A 20441-nucleotide genomic window follows, 5' to 3' on the forward strand; every position below is an offset into this window, starting at 1 on the left:
CGTGCCAGCCCTTTTTTTTAACTGTTTTCTCTCAGGCCTTTTTACCAGCCAGCAACCGGCTGGAACTCAGCAGTGCCGCAAAGGTCGCCACACAGGCGGCCATAAACAGGCATTTGAGCGCCGCCCCCTGCACAAACAGAGAGAAAAAGGCCGCAACCCCCATCGCCCCGCACGTCTGTCCGGCCTGACGCGCCACCTGCACCATCCCGCTGGCCCCTCCGGCCCGCGCATGGGACGCCGAGACCATCATGGCGCGGTTATTAGGTGGCTGAAACAGTCCAAACCCACATCCGGCCAGCCATGTCCGCCAGACGATATCAAAGGCGGTGGGGTGAGCAGGCATCATCCACAGCAGGAAAAATCCTGTCGCCGTCATCAGCAGGCCGATAGATGAGAGCACGCCGGCGGACACCGTATCGGCCAGCCGCCGCACCAATGGCGCTGCGGACATGATGCCGATTGGCCATGGCGTAATGAGCAGGCCCGTCGCAGCGGGGCTCATCCCCAGCACATCATGCAGCGTAAACGGCATGGAAATGATGTAGAAATTGGAGGCGACAAAGCCGCAAAAGCCGGTCATGAACGCAATGGCAAAATCCGGTTTCGCCAACATATCAACCGGCAGAATAGGCTGCGGCAGCCCACTCTCCCGCCGAATCAGCAGCAGACCGGAGAGCAGCCCGACACCAATCAGAGCACAGGACAGCACGATGCCGGACTGATGCGCCAGCCCGTCCCCGCCCATCACCAGCGCACCAAAGGCCAGCATGCACAACACGCTGCCAGTAATATCCGGGCGTGCCGTGCTACGCGGTGTCGCTGGCAGAGAGCGAAACGCCATGAACAGGGCGGCAGCCCCCAGCGGCAAATTCACCCAGAACAACCAGGGCCAGGAAGCCACCGTTAGAATAGCCGCAGCAGCCGTTGGCCCAAGTGCCACCCCCATGGCCACCACAACGCCATTCAGCGCAATGCCCTTGCCAATTTCCGCATGCGGATAAATGTAACGGACCAGCGCAATATTCACGCTCAGAATGCAGGCCCCACCAATCCCCTGCAGCACGCGGGCTGCGGCCAGCGCGGGGAGTGTTGTCGCCATTGCACACAGCACGGAAGAACCAATGAACAGGACAATCCCGAACTGGCACATGCGCGAAAAACCAACCTTGCTCCCGAGGGCTGCCAGAGGCAGCAGAGAAACAAGACTGGCCAGCTGATACGCGTTTACCACCCAGATTGACGCTGAGGAGGACGCATGCAGATCCCGCGCAATATCCGGCAGCGCCACGTTGGCAATGGCGTAATCCAGCAAGGCCATCAGTACGGAAAGGGACACTGCCAGCATGGCCCACGTCCGGGCGGGGCCAAACAGACCATCTGTGCTTTTTGCCTGGGGAGAGCTGCCTGCTGGTTGCGCAAGTTCATTCATCAGCCTGATCGTTCCTTTTCTGATACGTAACGTCTTGCGCCGGGGGGCTTCTGTGCCACCCTGAGCCCTAAAGGGAAAGGCCAAACAGGCCGCCATGGTCTTTAGAGGCGCGTCATCACGCAGAAGGCCGTCTGAGAAGCACACGTAATTGTGCGGACATTTGGAATATTACTTATTTATTTTACAAATAAAGAAAATCTCTTTTTCTTGATTGGTTTTAGGGCTTACCGCCCCGGTTCCTGCCAGAACACAGTCCGGCAACGCCCCAAGCAAATGGTTGACATTCGTGCCGCGTCCCGCTCCATCCTCAGGGGATGACGCCCTTACTCGCCTCTGGCCTGACAGCCGCCGCCATCGTCCTGCTCATGCTCCTTATTGGCGTGGCGCGCCTCAACCCTTTCGTCACACTCTTTGTTGTGTCTATCGGGCTGGCTCTGGCTACAGGCATGCCAACCGAGCAGGCCATTGCCTCCTTTGAAAACGGCATGGGCCATGTGCTGGGGCATGTGGCAGGCGTTGTCGCACTTGGCACCATGCTGGGGAAAATTCTGGCTGAAACCGGGGGTGCGGATCAGATCGCCCTGACCATCTCCCGCCTTGCCGGAAAAAAGCGGCTGAACTGGGCCATGATGGTCATTGGCCTGCTGGTCGGGCTGCCGGTGTTTTTTGAAGTCGGGTTTGTGCTGCTTATCCCGCTCGTCATCATCCTGTCCCGCCGGAATAATCTGCCGCTACCCGTGCTGGCGTTCCCTATGGCAGCAGCCCTTTCTGTCACGCACGCCATGGTGCCCCCGCACCCTGCCACCCTGCTGGCCATTACCGCCTACCATGCAAATACAGCCCGCACGCTGTTCTGGGGGATTGTGATTGGCACGCCCATCGCAGCGCTCGCCGGGCCAGTTTACACGTGGTACATCGCGCCCCGCATTGGCCCGCTGGCCCCCACTGCGCTGGAAGCCCAGTTTACCGGGCGGATTGAGCACGACAAACTCCCCTCTTTTGCACTCTCCTGCGCAACTTTGCTGATGCCCGTCGTCCTGATGCTGGGTGGCGCGCTGGCGGAACTCCTCTGGCCTGCAACCGCCCTGCCTTACCGAGTTCTGCATTTTCTCGGCAACACGGACATCGCCCTGCTGGTTGCGACGTTGATGTCCTTCTGGCTGATGGGGAGCCTGAGCGGCCTATCCCGCGAGACGATCCTTCGCTTCAGCAACGAGTGCTTGGCACCCACAGCCACCATCATGCTGCTGATTGGCGCAGGCGGTGGCTTTGGGCGGGAGCTGATTGACAGCGGTCTGTCTCACTCCATCACAAATCTGGCGCTGGGAGCCCATGTGCCGTTGCTGGTTCTGGCATGGATGCTGGCGCTGCTGGTCCGCATTGCTACCGGTTCCGCCACCGTGGCCACCACCACAGCCTCCGGCATTGTCGGCCCTATTCTGGCAACCTCACACTCTGTCTCGCCCGAACTGCTGGTGCTGGTTACCGGGGCTGGCTCAGTCGGCCTGAGCCTGATGAACGATGCAGGCTTCTGGCAGATGAAGGAATATCTGGGCATGAACCTCTCCCAGACCCTGCGCAGCTGGACGATGATTGAAACGCTGATTGCCATCCTCGGTCTGCTGATCTGCCTGCCTCTGTCATGGGTCATCCATTAAGGCAAAAGAAAAGGGCCTCATGTTTCCATGAAGCCCTTTTGAGCAAGCCAGCCTTATGACCGGGATTTCGTATTATACGGGTTTTTCGTACCCCGCGTTTGCAGGCGGATCGGCACGCCCGGCAGATTAAAGGTTTCACGCAGCCCGTTCACCAGATAGCGCTTGTAATCTTCCGGTGTCTGCTCGGCACGGGTGCCAAAAATAACGAACGTTGGCGGGCGAGACTTTACCTGCGTCATGTAACGCAGCTTCAGGCGGCGGCCTTCCACCAGCGGGGCTGCATGGCGTTCCAGAGCCGCCTCAAACCAACGGTTCAGCTCACCAGTTGGCACGCGGGCGTTCCACACGGTACAAGCCTCACGCACGGCCGGCAGAAGCCGATGGACGGACGCACCGGTCAGCGCAGAGAACGTCACTACCGGCACACCACGCATCTGCGCCAGAGAAATGCTCAGACGGTCCAGAATGGCCTGACGGGTGGCATTCCGGTCTTCCACCGCATCCCATTTGTTCAGCGCCAGCACACAGGCCCGGCCTTCCCGCTCAATCAGACGGGCAATCTGCAAATCCTGCTCATGCACACCCAGCGTGGCGTCCAGAACCAGCACCGCCACTTCCGCCATTTTCAGGGCTTCAATGGAGGCTGAGACTGACATTTTTTCCAGTGCTTCATCAATCCGCGCCTTACGACGCAGACCGGCGGTATCCACAACCTCGAACACATCGCCTTCATCATGCAGCGTCACCGCCACAGAATCGCGCGTCAGGCCGGGTTCCGGGCCGGTAATCATCCGCTCTTCACCCAGCAGGGCGTTCAGCAGGGTAGATTTCCCGGCATTCGGGCGGCCTACAATGGCAATGCGGATCGGGCCGGGCGGTCGGGCAGGAAGAACGATTTCCGCGTCCGGGTCCAGTGCGTCCGCATCAGCTTCGAACACATCGTCGTCGTCTTCAAACTCTGCTTCGGGTTCCGGCGGCAGATGTTCGACAATTTCACCCATCAGGTCGGACAGGCCTTCCCCATGCTCGGCAGAAACCGCAACCGGTTCGCCCAGCCCCAGAGAATAGGCTTCCATTGCAGAGGCCGCACCGCCACGGCCTTCGGCCTTGTTGGCCACCAGCATAACCGGACGCCCCTGCTTACGCACCCAGGCCGCAAAATGCTCATCCGCGGGGGTAATGCCAGCACGCGCATCAATACAGAACAGGACGAGCGCAGCCTCGCGCACCGCACTTTCAGAAGAAGCACGCATACGGCCAAACAGGCTGCTCGGAGCCGCTTCTTCCAGTCCGGCGGTATCCACCAGACGGATGGTCCGCCCGCGCAGCAGGGCCAGACCTTCCTTACGGTCACGCGTCACGCCGGGAGTATCCGCCACCAGCGCCTGACGGCGACCGACAAGGCGGTTGAACAGTGTTGATTTCCCTACATTCGGGCGGCCAACAATGGCGACCAGAGGGAGATCAGCAGAAGGTACAGGCGCAACAGGCCGCATGGGCCGCCGGCGATCAGCCATAAGAGCGAAGCTTTCCGTCGTTGGTGACAATCAGCAACTGCTCATCAACAACAATTGGGGGAACAAAAGAAACCTGATCCGTGGAATCCACGGAGATGATAGCGCCGGTTGTCGGGTTGACGCGGGCAATACCATTGCCCGGCATGGTGCTGACGCACACAAGCTGGCCACCCGCCATGACCGGACCAATCCATGTCACAATATTTTTGCTGACATCAACGCGCTCAAACCGGCGGAGCTGCGTAATCCAGCGCACATGGCCAGAGAGGCGGTCGATACAGGCCAGCTGATCATCCTGAGACAGCACATAGAGCCAGTCACCCACGCACAGCAGGCTGTTCTGGCTCCCAACGGCACGCTCCCACAGGCGGCGGCCCGTACGGATATCCACCGCAGCCAGAACCTGCGCCATGCTGACAGCGTAAACCGTGCTGTCCACCACCACCGGCAGCCCACGCACACAGGTCAGATTCAGCGTGCTGGCCTGACTGCCGACGTTGCCGAGCATATCGCTCCAGACAATCTCGCCACTCTCTGCGCGGAAGGCCACAAGGTCGCCCCCGCCAAAGCCAGCGACCACAACACCATTGACCACAGCCGGAGCCGGCTGACCGAACACGGTCGTATCTGCCGCGGTTGCCGTGTATGACCACAGCTGGTTGCCGGTTGCGGCATCCAGCGCAAACAGGCGCTCATCAATGGTGGCAAAGAACACGCGGCCATCTGCAATGGTCGGTGCAGAGCGGCCGGGCGTGCCGAAGTCGGAACGCCACTTCACCTTGCCTGTCGCGGCATTCACAGCCAGCGCCTGCGAGATACCGTCAACAATATAGACCGTGTCGCCATCCACACCGATGCCGCCGCCAACATTGCTGGACTGGAGCTTTTTCGGTTTGGGGTTGATGGTCCACAAATGGGACATATGCGGCCAGCTAAAGGCCCGCACCACGCAGCGCGCATCCATGATGAACAGACGCCCGTTATGCACCACCGGCGGAGACTGGATCAGCCCGCGCCCGAAATCGCCCAGAGCCGCCCATGCCAGCAGGTCAGGCTCGGAAATGCCCGCGCCGATATCTTTCGTCCAGCGCGGATGCAGGCCGCCCCAGCGGTAGTTGCTACCAACGTGCGACGTCACGCGGCCCACCATGGGCCAGTCTGAAACCGAAATCGCTTCCGGCAGGGTAATGGCCGTATGGTCTTCCTTATCAACCATCAGGCCCGCACCGGAAGACAGCACATTCGTGCGGTGACCCGCCAGAATGGGTTTTTCATCTTCATCAAACAGGCTGCACCCTGCCAGCACGGGCATCATGGCAGCCCCTGCCAACAGTTTTCTGCGCGCTACAGACGGACGACCAAAAAAACCGGAACGTGTTTTGTTACTCATGGTGCCTTACCCTGCCGACGGATCAAGAGCCTGGGACAGCGCCTGAGCCCTGTTCCGCACGCCCGAAGGAACGTCCTGCGCCGCGGCGAGCACGGCAAATTTCTTGCGGGCGTCATCCAGATGCCCTTCACGAATATCCAGCGTCGCCAGAGCTTCTGTCGCCAGACCATTCCATGCCTTACCGCTCCCGGTCAGCAGGGAAAGGCGGGACCGCAGCGTTGCCGGGTCTCCCGCATCAAGCTGCTTCTGGCACCACAGGAGAGTCGCTAACTCCCGCAGAACCGGGTCAGCACTCTGGTCCGTCTGCACGGCATCCCATGCGGCGAGCGCTGCTTTCACATCACCATGCGCAGCCTGCACGCCGCCTTCCTGCAAGCGTGCGAGCGTTGCAACGCCTTTCGGTCCGGTAGCCACAAGCTTCTGCAGGGCAGCCAGCCCGGTCTGGGCGGTTTCCCCCAGCGGGGTTGGTGTTGCGGGAGCAGGCGGAAGGTGATCTGTCTCACGCAGGGCCGTCAGATAAGACCCGGTTGCCGCAAGAGAGGCAGACTTCAGGCTGGACAGGTGCCAGGACCACGCGCCTGCCCCAATTACGACGGCGGCAATAACCCCCAGTCCCAATCCGGCATAACGGCGAGCAGTCTGACGCAGGCGTTCAGCCTTCAATTCGTCATCAACTTCCTTGAAAACATCTTCTGCCACGTCTGGCTGGTCCCGTTCTGACTATGATGCGTGTGTAATCGGCACTTCTGCCCTATGCACACACATCATACAAGTCACCTGCGAGAAAGACACCCCTTATCATACGCGCTAGAAGGGAGTGCTTTAGTGCGCTCCACCGCCGAATTTTGCGCTGGCCGCTTTCAGGGAAGCCGTCAGATGCACAAAATTCCCGGCAATCCGCTTCTGCACCACAGCGCTGCCTTCATGAATATGCGCGATTTTTTCACGCGCTTCATTACTGATGGCCGTCTCTTCCTTATTGGCCGTGCGCGCCACGCAGGTATTGTAAGCCCGGGCGGCTTTTTCATACGCCGTCACCTTGTCCACGCTGGCATTGTAATGCTCAACGGATGACACATCGACAGACGGTGCCGTGGGTTCCGCCCCACATGCGGGCGCGCCCCATGCGCCGGTTGCTGCCTGAGCGGCCCCGGAGTCTGCCATGGCAGCGCCAGCCAGCAGACCACCCAAAACCAGAAAAAAACCTTTCCTCATTCCCAATTTCCCTGTCCTGCACGACGTGTCCTGCCCGAACCTTCGGGCGGATGTCGGAATGCCTGCGGTTCATGACACAGGCCGTGCAAATGTCCATCCCCAGCCTGTGTGCGCCTGCTTGTGGGCCAGAATACGGCAGAGCGCAGGCTATCTCCTTCTGACACTTGGAAAAACAGGACGAGGCCCGTATAGAATCCCTCCAATGCGCATTCTCTTCATCACGGCCACACGCCTTGGCGATGCCGTGCTCTCGACCGGCCTTCTGGCCCACCTCATCCGTACTTATCCGAATGCGCGCTTCACCATTGCCTGCGGGCCAGTGGCGGCCGGATTATTTCAGAACCTGCCCGGACTCGAACGCGTGATCGTCATGACCAAACGCACGCATGACCGGCACTGGCTGGATCTGTGGAAAGCCTGCGTCGGGCAGAAGTGGGATCTGGCGATTGATCTGCGCGGCTCGGCCACCACATTTTTCCTGCGCACCCGCAAACGGCTGATTATGCGCGGGGGCCGACGCCCCGGCCTGCGGCTGAGCCATCTTGGCCAGCTTCTCCGCCTCTCCCCGCCCCCGATGCCCACCGTTTGGCTCTCTGAGGCAGACAAGACGCTCGCCAGCCAGGTCATTCCCTCGGATGCCGGGCCGATCATCGCCCTTGGCCCCACGGCCAACTGGACCGGAAAAATCTGGCCCACAGACCGCTACCTGCCGCTTTGGGCTGAACTGTCTCGCCAGTTCCCCACGGCGCGCCCGGCCATTTTTTACGGCCCCGGAGAGCAGGAACGCGCCCTCGCTTTACCCGTGCTGCAAGCTTTGCCAAACGCCATTGATGCCGGAGGCCGCTTCTCTCTGACGCAGGTTGCTGCCATGCTGGCCCGGTGCAGTCTGTTTATCGGGAACGATTCCGGCCTCATGCATCTGGCCGCCGCTGCGGGCACGCCGACTCTTGGGCTATTTGGCCCCTCTCGTGCCTCGGAATATGCCCCCTCCGGTCGCTGTGCCACATGGGTCGCGGCCCCCGGTCCGGAGGGGGAAGCACCTATTGCCGGACTATCTCTGGCTGTTGTTGTTCAGGCCGCGTCCACCCTGCTGGCGGAGACCCAATCATGACTGCGCATTCCCCCTCCGCCGCCCCACTTCGCGTTGCGCACGTCATGGCTGGCGCACCCACTGGCGGCGCGGAATTGTTTTTTGAGCGGCTTTGCATCGCCCAAGCCGCGTCCGGCCTTTCCGTTCTGCCCGTTATCCGGAGAGACGCTGCGCGCGCCGCCCGGCTTCAGGCTGGCGGCGTCAAACCCTGTGAACTCAAATTTGGCGGCCTGACAGACTGGCGCACACGCCCGCAGCTCCGCACACAGCTCAAACAGTTTGCCCCGCGCGTCACCGTCGCGTGGATGAACCGCGCTGCCCGCTTCACGCCGCAAGGCGACTGGATTCTGGCGGGCCGCCTTGGCGGGTTTTATGACCTCTCCTATTACCGCCGCTGCTCACACCTTATCGGCAACACGCACGGGCTTGTGCGCTGGATGCGGGAACAGGGCTGGCCGCAGGACCGTGTGCATTACCTCCCCAATTTTGCGACGGAACTGGCCCATACCGCGCCGGTCCGGCCTGCAGGCCTGCCCCCCGGCGCGCCCTTCCTGCTGGCATTAGGCCGCCTGCACACCAACAAGGCGTTTGATGTGCTCATCCGCGCAATGGCGCATTTGCCGGGCGTCTGGCTCGTCATTGCGGGTGAAGGGCCGGAACGCGCCGCGCTGGAAGACCTTGCCCGTAAGGAAGGTGTGGCAGACCGCGTGCTGATGCCCGGCTGGGCCACGCAACCGGGCGGCCTGATTCGCGCCTGCACAGCACTCGTCTGCCCCTCCCGTCATGAACCGCTGGGCAATGTGGTGATTGAAGGTTTCTCGGCCCAAAAGCCGGTGGTCGCAGCGGCGTCTCAGGGGCCGACGGAACTGATTCGCTCCGGAGAAAACGGCCTGCTGGCCCCTGTGGAAGATGACCGCACCCTCGCCCGCCAGCTTGCCGCCGTGCTGGAAGATCCGGTGCGGGCCAGCAAACTCGCAGCCGCAGGCCGGGCGGATTATGAGCAGACGTTTGCAACCGCACCTGTGCTGAAAGCGTGGTCAGACTTTCTCTCTACCGTGGAGAACGCCTGATGTGCGGCATTGGCGGTCTGGTTTACACACGCGGCACACAGCCCTGCGGGCAGGATGTGCTGGACCGCATGGCCGCCGCCTTGCAGCATCGCGGCCCGGATGGCGCGCATTTTGCCCGCTTTCCGCACGCTGATCTGATCCATACCCGCCTGTCCATTATTGATATTGCGGGGGGAGACCAGCCGCTCTCGGCTGGCTCCGGCACGCTGATCGCCAATGGCGAGATTTATAATGATCCGGACATTCGTGCTCAGATTGGCCCTGAACACTTTACGACCGGCAGTGATTGCGAATCCCCCCTCCGGTTGTGGGAGCGCCACGGCGCGGACTTCCCCCGCCACCTGCGCGGTATGTATGCCATTGCGTTGTATGACAGCGCACAGGATGAGCTGCTGCTCTCCCGTGACCCGTTTGGCATAAAGCCGCTCTATTTCACGGAGTTTGACGGCGGCGTCGCCTTTGCATCGGAACCCGCCGTGCTGCTGGCAGCCAACCTTGCGCCCCGCACAGCTTCGCCCATAGCGCGGGATGAACTGCTGCAACTTCAGTTCACCACCGGGCGGGAGAGCATTTTCAAAGGCATTTCCCGCGTGCTGCCCGGTGAGACCGTGCGCATTGTGCAGGGCCGTATTCTGGACCGCCAGCGCCTGTCGCCCCTGCCCTCTCCACCCAAAACCCAGCCGCCCCTGACAGAAGAAACCGCGCTGGCGCAACTGGATGAGGCGCTGATGAACAGCGTGCAGGCGCATGAACGCGCTGACGTGCCGTTCGGCCTGTTTCTGTCTGGCGGCATCGACAGCGCCAGCCTGCTGACGGCCATGAGCCGCCTGCCGCGTCCTGAAAAGCTACGCACCTGGACAGCTGTTTTTGATGCCCCCAACGCCGCGAATGAAGCCGAAGCCGCAGCAGCCCTCGCCCGTGGTGCACAGGCCGAGCACCAGACCGTGCGGATTACCGCCAACAAGGTCTGGCAGCACCTGCCCGCCATTGTGGCCTGCATGGATGACCCGGCAGCCGATTACGCCATTATCCCCACATGGTTTCTGGCGCAGGAGGCCACAAAGGATGTCCGCGTAATCCTCTCCGGTGAGGGCGGCGACGAACTTTTTGCAGGCTATGGCCGGTATCGTTCTGCCGTGCGCCCGTGGTGGCAGGGTGGCCGCCGCATGTGGCGGCACGGCATGTTTGACAGTCTCGACATCCTCCGCAACCGCCCGACCCGCTGGCGCGATGGCATTATGGCCGCCGAAATGGCCGCACCGCACGCGCCCACCCGCCTTTCCACTGCACAGGCTGTTGATATTGCCGAATGGCTGCCCAATGATCTGTTGCTCAAGCTGGACCGCTGCCTGATGGCGCATGGGCTGGAAGGGCGCACGCCCCTGCTGGACCCAATCGTGGCGGATCTGGCATGGCGCCTGCCGGACACGCTGCGCGTGCGTGGAGACAAGGGCAAATGGTTGCTGCGCCGCTGGCTGGAGCAACATTGCCCGGCAGCCCGCCCCTTTGCCCCCAAACAGGGCTTTACGGTGCCGATTGGCGCATGGATTGCGCAAGACGGCGCGCGACTGGGCCAACTGGTTGCGCAACAGGATTGCATTCAGGAAATTGCCAAACCCGAGCGGGTACGCGCACTCTTTCAGGCTGCGGCGGCCCGTAAAACCGGTCCTGCTGCCTGGACGTTACTGTTCTATGCCTTATGGCACCGGACACATATCCGCGGGCTGGCCCCGACGGGTGACGTTTTTGAAACACTCAACCAGTCCTCTTGAGGTCTGCACCATCATCGGGAGCACCTGTCATGCCTACCCCTTCCCATAGTGCCCTGCTGGAAAACCGGACCGTCCTCAAACTCTCAGGCGCGGACCGCGTGAAGTTCCTGCAAGGGCTCGTGACGGCAGATGTCGCCGCCCTTGAACCCGGACAGGCCACATGGTCCGCCTGCCTCACCCCGCAAGGCCGCTGGCAGGCCGATTTCTTTCTGGTGGCAGACCCGGATGACACCTGCCTGCTGCTGGACTGCGCCATTGAGCAGGCCGAGGGCCTGTGCAAACAGCTGCTCCGCTTCCGCCTGCGGGCCGATGTGCAGATGGCAGCCACCGGCATGCGCGTTATGGTTGCATGGGGCGAGATGCCAGATGCAGCGCTGATGGAAAATACCATCAGCTTTGCAGACCCGCGCCTGCCTGCCGCCGGGTGGCGTCTGCTTGATGTACCGGAAGGCACCCAGCCCACTGACACCCCGCAGGACTACAACCTGCACCGGCTGGTTCTCGGTCTGCCCGATGGCGTGCAGGATTGTGAAATCGGCCGCACGCTGGCCGCAGAAGCCAATATGGATCTGCTTGGCGGCGTCTCATGGAGCAAGGGCTGCTTTATGGGGCAGGAAGTCACGGCCCGGATGCATTACCGCACTCTGGTCAAACGCCGGATGGTGCCCGTTGCCTGCACCGGCCCGCTCCCCGCCCCCGGCACTCCCGTTCTGGCGGACGGGGCAGAGGTTGGCACACTCTGTTCCTCACAGGATCATGTCGGCCTTGCCTTGCTCAAAACCAGCGCAGCGACGGCACAAACACTCGACTGCGGCGGCCATCATGTTGTGCCCCGCCCACCCGTCTGGCTGACCGCGGCCCTTACGCCGCCTCAGCCCCCCTCTTCCACACCCAACCCGGACTCATCTGCATCCTCATGACCTATCAGGCTCCAACCCCCGCCGCCCTCTCCAGCATGCTGGACGTCCTCAAATTTGACGCCTCCGGCCTGATTGCCGCCATTGCCCAGCAGCATGACACGGGCGAAGTCCTGATGATTGCGTGGATGACGCGCGAGGCCCTGCAGGAAACGCTGGAGACCGGTCGGGTTTGCTACTTTTCCCGCAGTCGCCAGAAGCTGTGGCGCAAAGGCGAAACCTCCGGCCAAATTCAGCATCTGATTGAAGCGCGTCTGGATTGTGACGCCGATGCCGTGCTGCTGCTGGTCAACCAGATTGGCGTAGCCTGCCACACGGGCCGCCGCAGCTGCTTCTATCGCGCCTTCGGCCCGGAAGGGCTGGTGGAACTGACCAAACCAGAAATCGACCCGAACGCTTTATATGGCAAAAAGGCCTGAACAGGCGTTCTTGTGGGGAGATCTTCCCAAGCTCCCCACAAAGAATACATCTTTTTACAAAATAACGGAATTACCAATGATTTTTATTATAATTGAAAATATATTAATTTAATAAATAAACTACACCTGCCGCGTTACTTAATGTTTCTTATTTTAAAAAATATCTCCATATGTTATCAAAAATAACAATTTAATGTTCATTCTTGTTTTGCACGGACTACAACAGTTGAAATTCCTTTCACTGTGGCATATTTTTTACTCCGCTCAATAGCCTCGTCCATAACCCAATCAAAAGGCCCGGAACCACCAAAATCTTTTCCATTGCTATCGTAGAAATATCCTTTTTCCACGCCTTTTTCGTTTTTATGAATTACCACAACAACATGGTGGTCCAGTGGAAAATTTTCATTAGGGCCAAGATAAATAATATTTGTCATTTTTTGAGATACCTTTAGTCACTACAGAAAAAACATTAAAGGGTTTTAACCAATTCACGCACCTTAATCTTACGCTCAAACTCTTCGATTTCCTGAATGACAAAAGTTAGATGATGATTAGTATCGAATCCAATCCAAGTCCCAGCATTTCCTGTTTTTGTTCTCCCTTTAATTTTTTCTCGCTTTCCACAGGATGCGATATTCTTATCTCCCCAGCTAAAATTCTCTCCCAAGAAGTATTCTGACCCAAGAAGATTTTCCGAAAGATCATGCATCTGGATGAATGTTCCGCCGTCTATCTGAACTGAATGACCCCGTACAATAAAAAAATGTAATTCCGTAGTATATCGAATTTTTCCATTCGTATGCCTACTTGGATGCTCCGTTGACGTCGGGCCACGCACTCCATAATCTCCGCTTTTAATAATATCAGCGGGAAATTCGGACCGCAGCATTTGGTAAACTAGCATTTCTTTGCGAAGAACTGAGCCTGTCGTATCTTTTTGGGTCACAGCTTTGTCAATCGAAGATGGCAAAGAGCAACCACAAACTGCGTAATATTTAAAACAAAAACCCGCAAGAAGCCGTATTACACGGCAAGATTTTTCAAAAATATCTGAAACGGAAGTTGTAGCAACTGAGAGATCAGCAAAATCTAAAAGAACATGGCATTCGCGCGGATCTATATTCAGTTCGTCAAGGATATTTTGAATATTATCCAGAAAAAAATCTGGTTCAGCTGAATCTTCATGTATCGCAGTGCCGTCCAAACGTAAGCACCAACCATATATATGAGATTCTGGAATAGTTTTTAAAGCAAGTTTATATTCAATACTTTCTAATCGGTCATAACCGATCACAGGAATGACCAAATTTCCCATTTTTGCCAAGCACGAAACCATATAAGGAATTACATGCTCGCCACTTTCAACTCGCGCATCATGAGGCCACTTGAAACCATCTATCATTACAGGCTTCTTAGGCCAACTCTTGCATACACCAGTAATTTTCCGATCTAAATAAGTCATGATGGGAGTTTCACTCTCCTTCATATACTTGCAATCAACGGACCTTTCTGAGGGAGGGTCAACCTCAAAAAGAATATTTAATTTCTCAGAAATATTTTCATCTAAATGCTGAATGGCCTTAAGTTCGTTTTCATTAGCTTTAAGTATAGAAACGTGAGCACCTGACATTATACGACCTCCTCCGACACAAGAATTCTCTTCACTTCCCCATTCCCAAGCATATCGCTAAATATAGAGAAATTTCCAGTATCTTTTCTTAACCTCCCCGCCACTACGGCTGGATGTATTTTCAAATCTCGCGCAAGATTATTAATATTATCTTTGCTTGGAGAAACATAAGCTTCGCTTCGTCGCCATATAAGACGTGGAATAAAAGCTTCTCCAGCAAGCCTATTCGCTTCTGCCTCACGCCTATCTTCAGATGAAATATTCAAATCATCAATGAAAGCTTCTGTATCTCCCTCAAGATGCTTCCAAACATGGGCAACTTCATGAAGCAACGTAAACCAAAAATTATCCAATCTATCATATCGTAGTGTAAGAGCTATTATTGGAGTGCCGTCCACATCTCTGAGGGCCGCCCCGTCGACTTGCGTCCCTTTTAAATGCCCTTCAAAAACCACCGCAATTCCATGTTTCTGAAGATACTCCACCGCTAACAAGGGGCCGCGTTCTGACCAACTAAGCTGGGCCAACTCTCGCAAAAACCCTGAATTAATCTTATCAGGATCAAAAGCGTTTAAGGCCGCCTTCGATATTCGAGCTTTCTGTATAACGCGCGCAAGCCACGCATATAAAGCGTACATCGTCGTCGGGGATGTAGCGTCTCCTGCTAACGTACGGCGAAAAGATGCCGACCCAATTTGCAGGCCTGAGGTGGCGATATAGTTTTTGATTACGTTCTCAGCTAATCCAACACCTTTATGTGTAAGACGTTCGATCCACCCTCGGCTGACCATTTCTTTTATCGGAAACTTCGACCAATCTATTTCTTTTTTTACTGGAGAAGCTTCGTTTAAGCCAACAAGTGTTTCAGCCGAAATACCCAACCCAAGCGAAAGGGCACGAATCATTTGAACAGTCAAAGGCCTTTTGCGATTTAACACCTCGGACACTCTGCTGCTGGTTCCAAAATATGGAATTAAATCTGCTCGCTTGAGACCTCTTTCTTCCATCCGGAAAAGAATTGCATCAATCGGATCAGTCGGCTCTACTGGGCATTTTCCATTTTCATAGGACTCGATTAAGACGGTCAAAACCTCCATGCGGTTTTGTTCGTCTCTCGTTAATGCATCACTGCGCACGATTAGATCGCCCACCTCTTTAAGATAAGCGTGATACTGATCTTCAGTGCGAATTATTTTAGCGTCCATCATTGGTTTCAAGAGATTTTATTGCCGTTATAAGGGCTGTTCCTTGAGGAAAAGCGATCAAGACCTCTACTCCAGTTGGGCGATGCAGTAGGGGAAATACGAAACGGGTATCGCTGTTACGATAAGAACGCGGAAATTGGCTCGAGACCTCAGATGGATGTTTCCACTGTGCGTATTCGAGCTCTTTTACCCAGTTGGCGATCCATTTGCCTGTTTCACTATCAGAAACGGCCAACGGTACTAATTTTGTCCGACCAATCAACCGCACCGATATTCCTCCCAATATGGGAATATAATATATAAATTATAACCTATGTAAACCTCCCAAATTGGGAGCTTTACCCTTACCCTTCTCATTGTAATTTTAAAAGCGCCGGGTAAGCGAATTGACTAAATAGTCATTAACAACACCTAAAATGTCTTAATTCTAAATGCTCTCCCTGCTTTAGATATTTTCCAATCTGCCTTCTTTCCCGCCCGCCAGTAACTCAAGCACAGCGTCCGCCGCCGCATCAGCTGGCAGCTTCCCCCCCGGCCCCTGCAAACCATGCAGAACGGTTTTAAAGGCATCCTTCTGCCCATTCGCCAGCTTTGGGTTTTCAAACAACGCCCGCACGGCACTGGCCAGAACGGAGGGGCGGCACTGTTCCTGCAACAGCTCCGGCACAATAGCCCGCCCGGCCAGCAGATTGACCATGGCCACATACGGAACGCGGATCAGCCGCCGCGCCATGAAAGCTGTGAGCGGGTTAACGCGATACGTCACCGCCATCGGCACCCCCGCCAGCGCGAGTTCCAAGGTTGACGTCCCAGATTTGGTCAGAGCAGCCCCTGCTGCGGCAAACGCATCATGCTTGTCCTGCACCTCCGTCACAATCACAGGCCGAACTGGCCAGCGAGCCGTCTCGCGCGCCACCGTGGCCGCAACAACAGGGGACACCGGGATAACCGGCACCACATCCGGCATGTCCCGCTGCAACAGGGCTAGCATCTTCCCGAAGACGGGCAGCAGGCGCGGCGCTTCTGAACGACGGCTGCCGGGCATCAGGATCAACACCCGCGCGCCCTCTTTCAGACCGTGCTGCTGATAAAACCGCGCAGCATCCCCTGTCTCGGCACCAGATTGCAGAACCGGGTGGCCGACAAATTTGGTCAGCAGACCATGCTTGCTGAAAAACTCTTCCTCAAACGGCAACAGGCACAGCAGTTCTTCCCACAGGCCGGGGAATTCCTTCACCCGCTTCTGGCGCCAGGCCCAGACCTGCGGGGCCACATAATGCACACGCGGGATGCCGAGCCCGGCAATGCGCTTCAGCAACCGCAGGGTGAAGCCGGGGCTGTCGATCGTCACCACAAGGTCTGGCCTGCGGGCTTCAATATCCCCCACAGCCTCATTCAGCCGGGCAGAGAGTGAGCGCAGGCGCGGCAGGACTTCCACCAGCCCCATTACGGCCAGATCTCGCATGGGGAACAGGCTGTGCAGACCCTGCTCTTCCATGCGCACACCGCCCACCCCAGCAAAGCGGATGGCCGGGTTCCGGGCGCGCAAAGCGTGCATCAGGCGCGCGCCCAGCACGTCACCACTGGCCTCACCAGCCAGAATCCAGATCAGAGGGGCGGCAGAAGAAGGAGCATTCACAACCATACCTCACGCATACCGGGCCACCTGAGGCAGCACAATGTCCACTTTATGGCCGGTATCGGCTTATGACGTCATAAAGCCCGGTGCACCAACGGATAGTGGCTGCTCGCCTGCGCCATATGCCTGCACAGCGAAGCAACAAGCCTCAGAAAAACCTTTTCGTTACAGCCGCGTCCATCTTATGCCCTCCTGTATAGGGAAAAAACACCAGACATGGCAGAAAGGGGTCTCGTGACTGTTAGCCAATATCTCAAAGAATGGACGGACGATCCGGTCAAAAACGTTCTGGCCGGGATGGTCGGAACCTTTGCGCTGATCCCGGAAGTCATCGCCTTTTCCTACGCAGCGGGCGTGGCCCCTGCGGTGGGGCTGTTTGCCTCCTTTGTCATCAGCATTGCCATTGCCATTACCGGTGGCCGACCGGGGATGATTTCCGGGGCGGCTGGCTCGGTTGCTCTGGTGGCAGCGGACCTCGTGCATGGATACGGGTTTGATTATCTGCTGCTTGCTACTTTGCTGGCCGGTGCGTTCCAGATTGTGTTCGGCCTGCTCAAGCTGCAAAGCATGATGCGCTTTGTCTCGCGTGAGGTAGAGACAGGCTTTGTGAACGCGCTCGGCCTGCTGATCTTTTCCGCACAGATTCCGCAGATGCTGCATGTCACATGGCACACCTATGCGCTGATCGCTCTGGGGCTGGCCATTGTCTATCTGCTGCCGCGCATCACCACCGTCATCCCCTCCCCGCTCATCTGCATTCTGGTGCTCACCGGGCTGACCATGGCCGTGCCCATGCCGGTGCATGTGGTGTCTGATCTGGGCGCGCTGCCCACCGGCCTGCCGTCCCTCACGCTGCCGCATGTGCCCATGACGGTGGAAACCTTTAAAATCGTGCTGCCCTATGCCTTCGCTATGGCCATGGTCGGGCTGCTGGAATCCCTCATGACCGCCACCGTAGTGGATGAAATGACGGACACCCACAGCAACAAGCGCATGGAATGCACCGGGCTTGGCATTTCGAACATGTTTGTCGGCTTTTTTGGCGGCATGGCAGGTTGCGGGATGATCGGCCAGACCGTGGGTAACCTCCGCTACGGCGGGCGCGGCCGGCTCTCCACCTTCACTGCCGGGGCCTTCCTGCTTCTGCTGCTGGTGGCCTGCCACGGGTTTGTAGCCCGCGTACCGGTGGCGGCTCTGGTGGCCATTATGATTATGGTGTCCGTCAGCACGTTCTCATGGTCGTCCCTGCGTGACCTTGTGCGGCATCCGCGCCTGTCTTCCACCGTCATGCTGGTGACGATTATCGTGGTGGTCCTCACGCATGATCTGGCCGCCGGGGTGGCCTGTGGTGTGCTGCTTAGCGGGCTGTTCTTCTCCTTTCAGGTCATGAAGTTGCTGAAAGTGAACAACACGCTGAGCACCGATGGCACCACCCGTACTTACCATGTGCAGGGGCAGATCTTTTTTGCCTCTGCCAGCCTGCTGTCTGACGCCATTGATTTTCAGGATACCGCCAGCCACATCGTGCTGGACCTGAAAGACGCCCGGCTGTGGGACATCAGTGCGGCTGATACGCTGGAGAAAATCGTCTCCCGCCTGCAAGGGCGCGGCAAGACGGTGCAGGTCATGAACCCGGACGCCCGCGCAGCACAGCTGCTCAACGCGCTGGGGCATGACACCCTTCTGGCGGACACACAGACGCATCCTGCAGCTTAATCCGCGTTTCAAAACACTCTGCAAAAAGCCCCGCCAGAACCAGCGTCTGGCGGGGCTTTTTGCATCTGGGAATTTCCTCTGCATTCGTCAGAAAAAATATCGATCGTCTGTTGAAAAGTTCACGAGTCAGACGGTTCGTTTTCCCGGTTTTGGCACCAGCCGCAAGGAAAGCAAAACGGCAGCAATCGCCGCGTAAATGAACGGCTCCGTGTGCCAGGTTTTGAAGGCAATGGCGTAGTGAACAGAGGCCAGAATCATGGCCACATAAACCAGCTTATGCAGCTTCGTCCAACGCCGCCCTAACGCGATGATCGCCCTCCGGGTGGAGGTTACAGCCAGCACCAGCAAGATCAGGAATGTCAGCACCCCGAAGGTCAGGAACGGACGGCTGGTAAAGTCCTTCCACAAGACATGCGTATCAAAATGCCGTGCCACACCAACATAAAACACCACATGCAGCGCCGCATAACTAAAAGCCAGCAACCCAAGCGGGCGGCGATAAACCATGAAGTCCAGCCCGGCAAAACGCCTGAGCGGGCTAACCGCCAGCGAGATTAGCAAAAACCGGAACGCCCACCGCCCGAAATCATGCAGACAGACGGAGACGGGGTTTGGCCCCAGCGTGTTCGCCATCCCCTGCGCAATGTCAGACACAGCGGGAATCAGACAAAACAGATACAGAAAAACCTGCCGCGTCAGCGGAGAAAAACGGGAACGCCGCCGCCGGCCAGAAGAGGGTGGTGCCATCCGCCTAAAAATCCTTCCGCAAATCCATACCGCGATACAAAGAGGCCACCTGTTCTGCATAGCCATTGAACAGCCGTGTTGGTCGACGCGCTGTTCTGAACAGGCTGCCTTCCCCGATAATCTGCTCGCTCGACTGGCTCCAGCGCGGGTGATCCACATCCGGGTTCACATTGGCGTAAAAACCGTATTCCTCCGGGGCCATCTGGTTCCAGCTCGTCGGTGGCTGTTTGTCGGTTACAGTAATACGCGTGATGGATTTGATGCCCTTAAATCCATATTTCCACGGCACCACCAGCCGGATCGGCGCCCCATTCTGCGCGGGCAGTGCCTCGCCATACACACCTGTCGCCAGCAAGGTGAGCGGGTGCATGGCTTCGTCCAGCCGCAACCCTTCCACATAAGGCCAGCGCAGGGAGAACAGACCACCCCGCTGCCCGGGCATTTCAGAAGGTCGGACAACGGAGGTAAAGGCGACGTATTTTGCCCCGGCCTTCACCCCTGCGGCCCGCAGCAACGCCCCCAGTTCAAACCCCTGCCAGGGAATGACCATGGACCACGCTTCCACACACCGCATGCGATACAGCCGGTCTTCATGCCCAAAGCGGGCACTCAGAGCATCCAGATCCCAGACCTGCGGATGCTCAACCAGCCCATCCACCTGCACCTGCCACGGGCGGGGATGAAAGCCACCGGACAATTCTGCCGGGTCGCTCTTCTCCATCCCGAATTCATAAAAATTATTATAATGGGTGACATCATCCCGAGGCGTGGGTGTTTCCGCTGCGGGCCAACCGCGTGCGGACGCCGCAACAGGCGCATCAGCCTGCGCCATGCCGGGCTTCAACCCGCTTGCCAGAACACCGCCCGCTGCCGTGCCGAGCAACGCCCGGCGCGAAAAAAACAGCCGTCGTGGCGTAATGTCCGAGGAAGCCGGGCGAGGATAGCGATACACAGCCATAGGAAAGCCCCTTCCTTTTTACGTGAGCAGAACTGCTCAGTGCAGTGAAAACAAAAGTGCCGCCAC

The 20441-nt window shown here is 57.8% G+C and carries 19 protein-coding genes; 7 read left to right on the forward strand and 12 right to left on the reverse strand.

The window, feature by feature from the left end; all coding sequences use genetic code 11:
- Positions 1 to 31: 31 nt before the first annotated feature.
- Positions 32 to 1429 carry an MFS transporter gene (locus AD930_RS12305; protein WP_061506471.1) on the reverse strand — a complete coding sequence of 466 codons (1398 nt, stop codon included), beginning with the start codon at positions 1427 to 1429 and terminating at the stop codon, positions 32 to 34.
- A gap of 314 nt (positions 1430 to 1743) precedes the next feature.
- Here AD930_RS12305 and AD930_RS12310 point away from each other — a divergent pair, with 314 nt between their 5' ends.
- Positions 1744 to 3087, forward strand: a complete 1344-nt coding sequence (locus AD930_RS12310) for a GntT/GntP/DsdX family permease (protein ID WP_061502947.1) — start codon at positions 1744 to 1746, stop codon at positions 3085 to 3087.
- 53 nt (positions 3088 to 3140) lie between these two features.
- Here AD930_RS12310 and der read toward each other — a convergent pair whose 3' ends face one another.
- From der to AD930_RS12330, 4 genes are all read right to left on the reverse strand, one after another.
- Positions 3141 to 4583 (reverse strand): ribosome biogenesis GTPase Der, encoded by a 1443-nt coding sequence (gene der, locus AD930_RS12315; RefSeq protein WP_061506566.1) that lies wholly within the window; start codon positions 4581 to 4583, stop codon positions 3141 to 3143.
- 13 nt (positions 4584 to 4596) lie between these two features.
- Complete coding sequence (locus tag AD930_RS12320) at positions 4597 to 5994, reverse strand: PQQ-binding-like beta-propeller repeat protein (protein ID WP_061502949.1); 1398 nt, start codon at positions 5992 to 5994, stop codon at positions 4597 to 4599.
- A 6-nt stretch (positions 5995 to 6000) separates the two neighbouring features.
- On the reverse strand, positions 6001 to 6693 hold the full coding sequence (locus AD930_RS12325) for a tetratricopeptide repeat protein (RefSeq protein ID WP_061502951.1): 693 nt from the start codon (positions 6691 to 6693) through the stop codon (positions 6001 to 6003).
- 123 nt (positions 6694 to 6816) lie between these two features.
- Positions 6817 to 7209, reverse strand: coding sequence for a hypothetical protein (locus AD930_RS12330; RefSeq protein ID WP_043550557.1), 393 nt, complete (start codon positions 7207 to 7209; stop codon positions 6817 to 6819).
- 202 nt (positions 7210 to 7411) lie between these two features.
- Between AD930_RS12330 and AD930_RS12335 the strand changes: the two genes are divergently transcribed.
- From AD930_RS12335 to hisI, 5 genes are read left to right on the forward strand one after another with little or no spacing between them, the layout of a single operon-like run.
- Complete coding sequence (locus tag AD930_RS12335; protein ID WP_061506472.1) at positions 7412 to 8320, forward strand: glycosyltransferase family 9 protein; 909 nt, start codon at positions 7412 to 7414, stop codon at positions 8318 to 8320.
- The gene (locus tag AD930_RS12340) at positions 8317 to 9369 is read left to right on the forward strand and encodes a glycosyltransferase (RefSeq protein ID WP_373320472.1); all 1053 of its coding nucleotides are present in this window, start codon (positions 8317 to 8319) and stop codon (positions 9367 to 9369) included. The genes AD930_RS12335 and AD930_RS12340 overlap by 4 nt, the downstream gene beginning before the upstream one ends.
- On the forward strand, positions 9369 to 11141 hold the full coding sequence (asnB, locus tag AD930_RS12345; RefSeq protein ID WP_061506473.1) for an asparagine synthase (glutamine-hydrolyzing): 1773 nt from the start codon (positions 9369 to 9371) through the stop codon (positions 11139 to 11141). The genes AD930_RS12340 and asnB overlap by 1 nt, the downstream gene beginning before the upstream one ends.
- 29 nt (positions 11142 to 11170) lie before the next feature.
- Positions 11171 to 12061, forward strand: coding sequence for a CAF17-like 4Fe-4S cluster assembly/insertion protein YgfZ (ygfZ, locus tag AD930_RS12350; protein WP_061506474.1), 891 nt, complete (start codon positions 11171 to 11173; stop codon positions 12059 to 12061).
- Positions 12058 to 12477 carry a phosphoribosyl-AMP cyclohydrolase gene (gene hisI / locus AD930_RS12355; RefSeq protein ID WP_061506475.1) on the forward strand — a complete coding sequence of 140 codons (420 nt, stop codon included), beginning with the start codon at positions 12058 to 12060 and terminating at the stop codon, positions 12475 to 12477. Before ygfZ ends, hisI begins: the two co-directional genes overlap by 4 nt.
- Before the next feature lie 197 nt (positions 12478 to 12674).
- On the opposite strand, the gene AD930_RS12360 is transcribed toward hisI, so the two are convergent.
- The 5 genes from AD930_RS12360 to lpxB form a co-directional block, all read right to left on the reverse strand.
- Entirely contained in the window at positions 12675 to 12914 is a 240-nt protein-coding gene (locus AD930_RS12360) for a hypothetical protein (protein ID WP_061506476.1), read from the reverse strand.
- A gap of 35 nt (positions 12915 to 12949) precedes the next feature.
- Positions 12950 to 14110, reverse strand: coding sequence for a beta family protein (locus AD930_RS12365; RefSeq protein WP_061506477.1), 1161 nt, complete (start codon positions 14108 to 14110; stop codon positions 12950 to 12952).
- Positions 14110 to 15318 (reverse strand): ImmA/IrrE family metallo-endopeptidase, encoded by a 1209-nt coding sequence (locus AD930_RS12370; protein ID WP_208598606.1) that lies wholly within the window; start codon positions 15316 to 15318, stop codon positions 14110 to 14112. The genes AD930_RS12365 and AD930_RS12370 overlap by 1 nt, the downstream gene beginning before the upstream one ends.
- Entirely contained in the window at positions 15305 to 15583 is a 279-nt protein-coding gene (locus tag AD930_RS17930; RefSeq protein WP_208598607.1) for a type II toxin-antitoxin system HigB family toxin, read from the reverse strand. The genes AD930_RS12370 and AD930_RS17930 overlap by 14 nt, the downstream gene beginning before the upstream one ends.
- 177 nt (positions 15584 to 15760) lie before the next feature.
- Positions 15761 to 16954, reverse strand: coding sequence for a lipid-A-disaccharide synthase (gene lpxB, locus AD930_RS12375; protein WP_061506569.1), 1194 nt, complete (start codon positions 16952 to 16954; stop codon positions 15761 to 15763).
- A gap of 234 nt (positions 16955 to 17188) precedes the next feature.
- Between lpxB and AD930_RS12380 the strand changes: the two genes are divergently transcribed.
- Positions 17189 to 18670 carry a SulP family inorganic anion transporter gene (locus AD930_RS12380; protein ID WP_061506570.1) on the forward strand — a complete coding sequence of 494 codons (1482 nt, stop codon included), beginning with the start codon at positions 17189 to 17191 and terminating at the stop codon, positions 18668 to 18670.
- A 126-nt stretch (positions 18671 to 18796) separates the two neighbouring features.
- On the opposite strand, the gene AD930_RS12385 is transcribed toward AD930_RS12380, so the two are convergent.
- Complete coding sequence (locus AD930_RS12385; RefSeq protein WP_061506478.1) at positions 18797 to 19417, reverse strand: protein-methionine-sulfoxide reductase heme-binding subunit MsrQ; 621 nt, start codon at positions 19415 to 19417, stop codon at positions 18797 to 18799.
- Between the two features lie 4 nt (positions 19418 to 19421).
- Positions 19422 to 20375, reverse strand: a complete 954-nt coding sequence (gene msrP / locus AD930_RS12390; RefSeq protein ID WP_061506479.1) for a protein-methionine-sulfoxide reductase catalytic subunit MsrP — start codon at positions 20373 to 20375, stop codon at positions 19422 to 19424.
- Positions 20376 to 20441 lie beyond the last annotated feature (66 nt).

The sequence above is a fragment of the Acetobacter malorum genome (assembly GCF_001580615.1).
In the GTDB taxonomy this organism is placed as follows: Bacteria; Pseudomonadota; Alphaproteobacteria; order Acetobacterales; family Acetobacteraceae; genus Acetobacter; species Acetobacter malorum.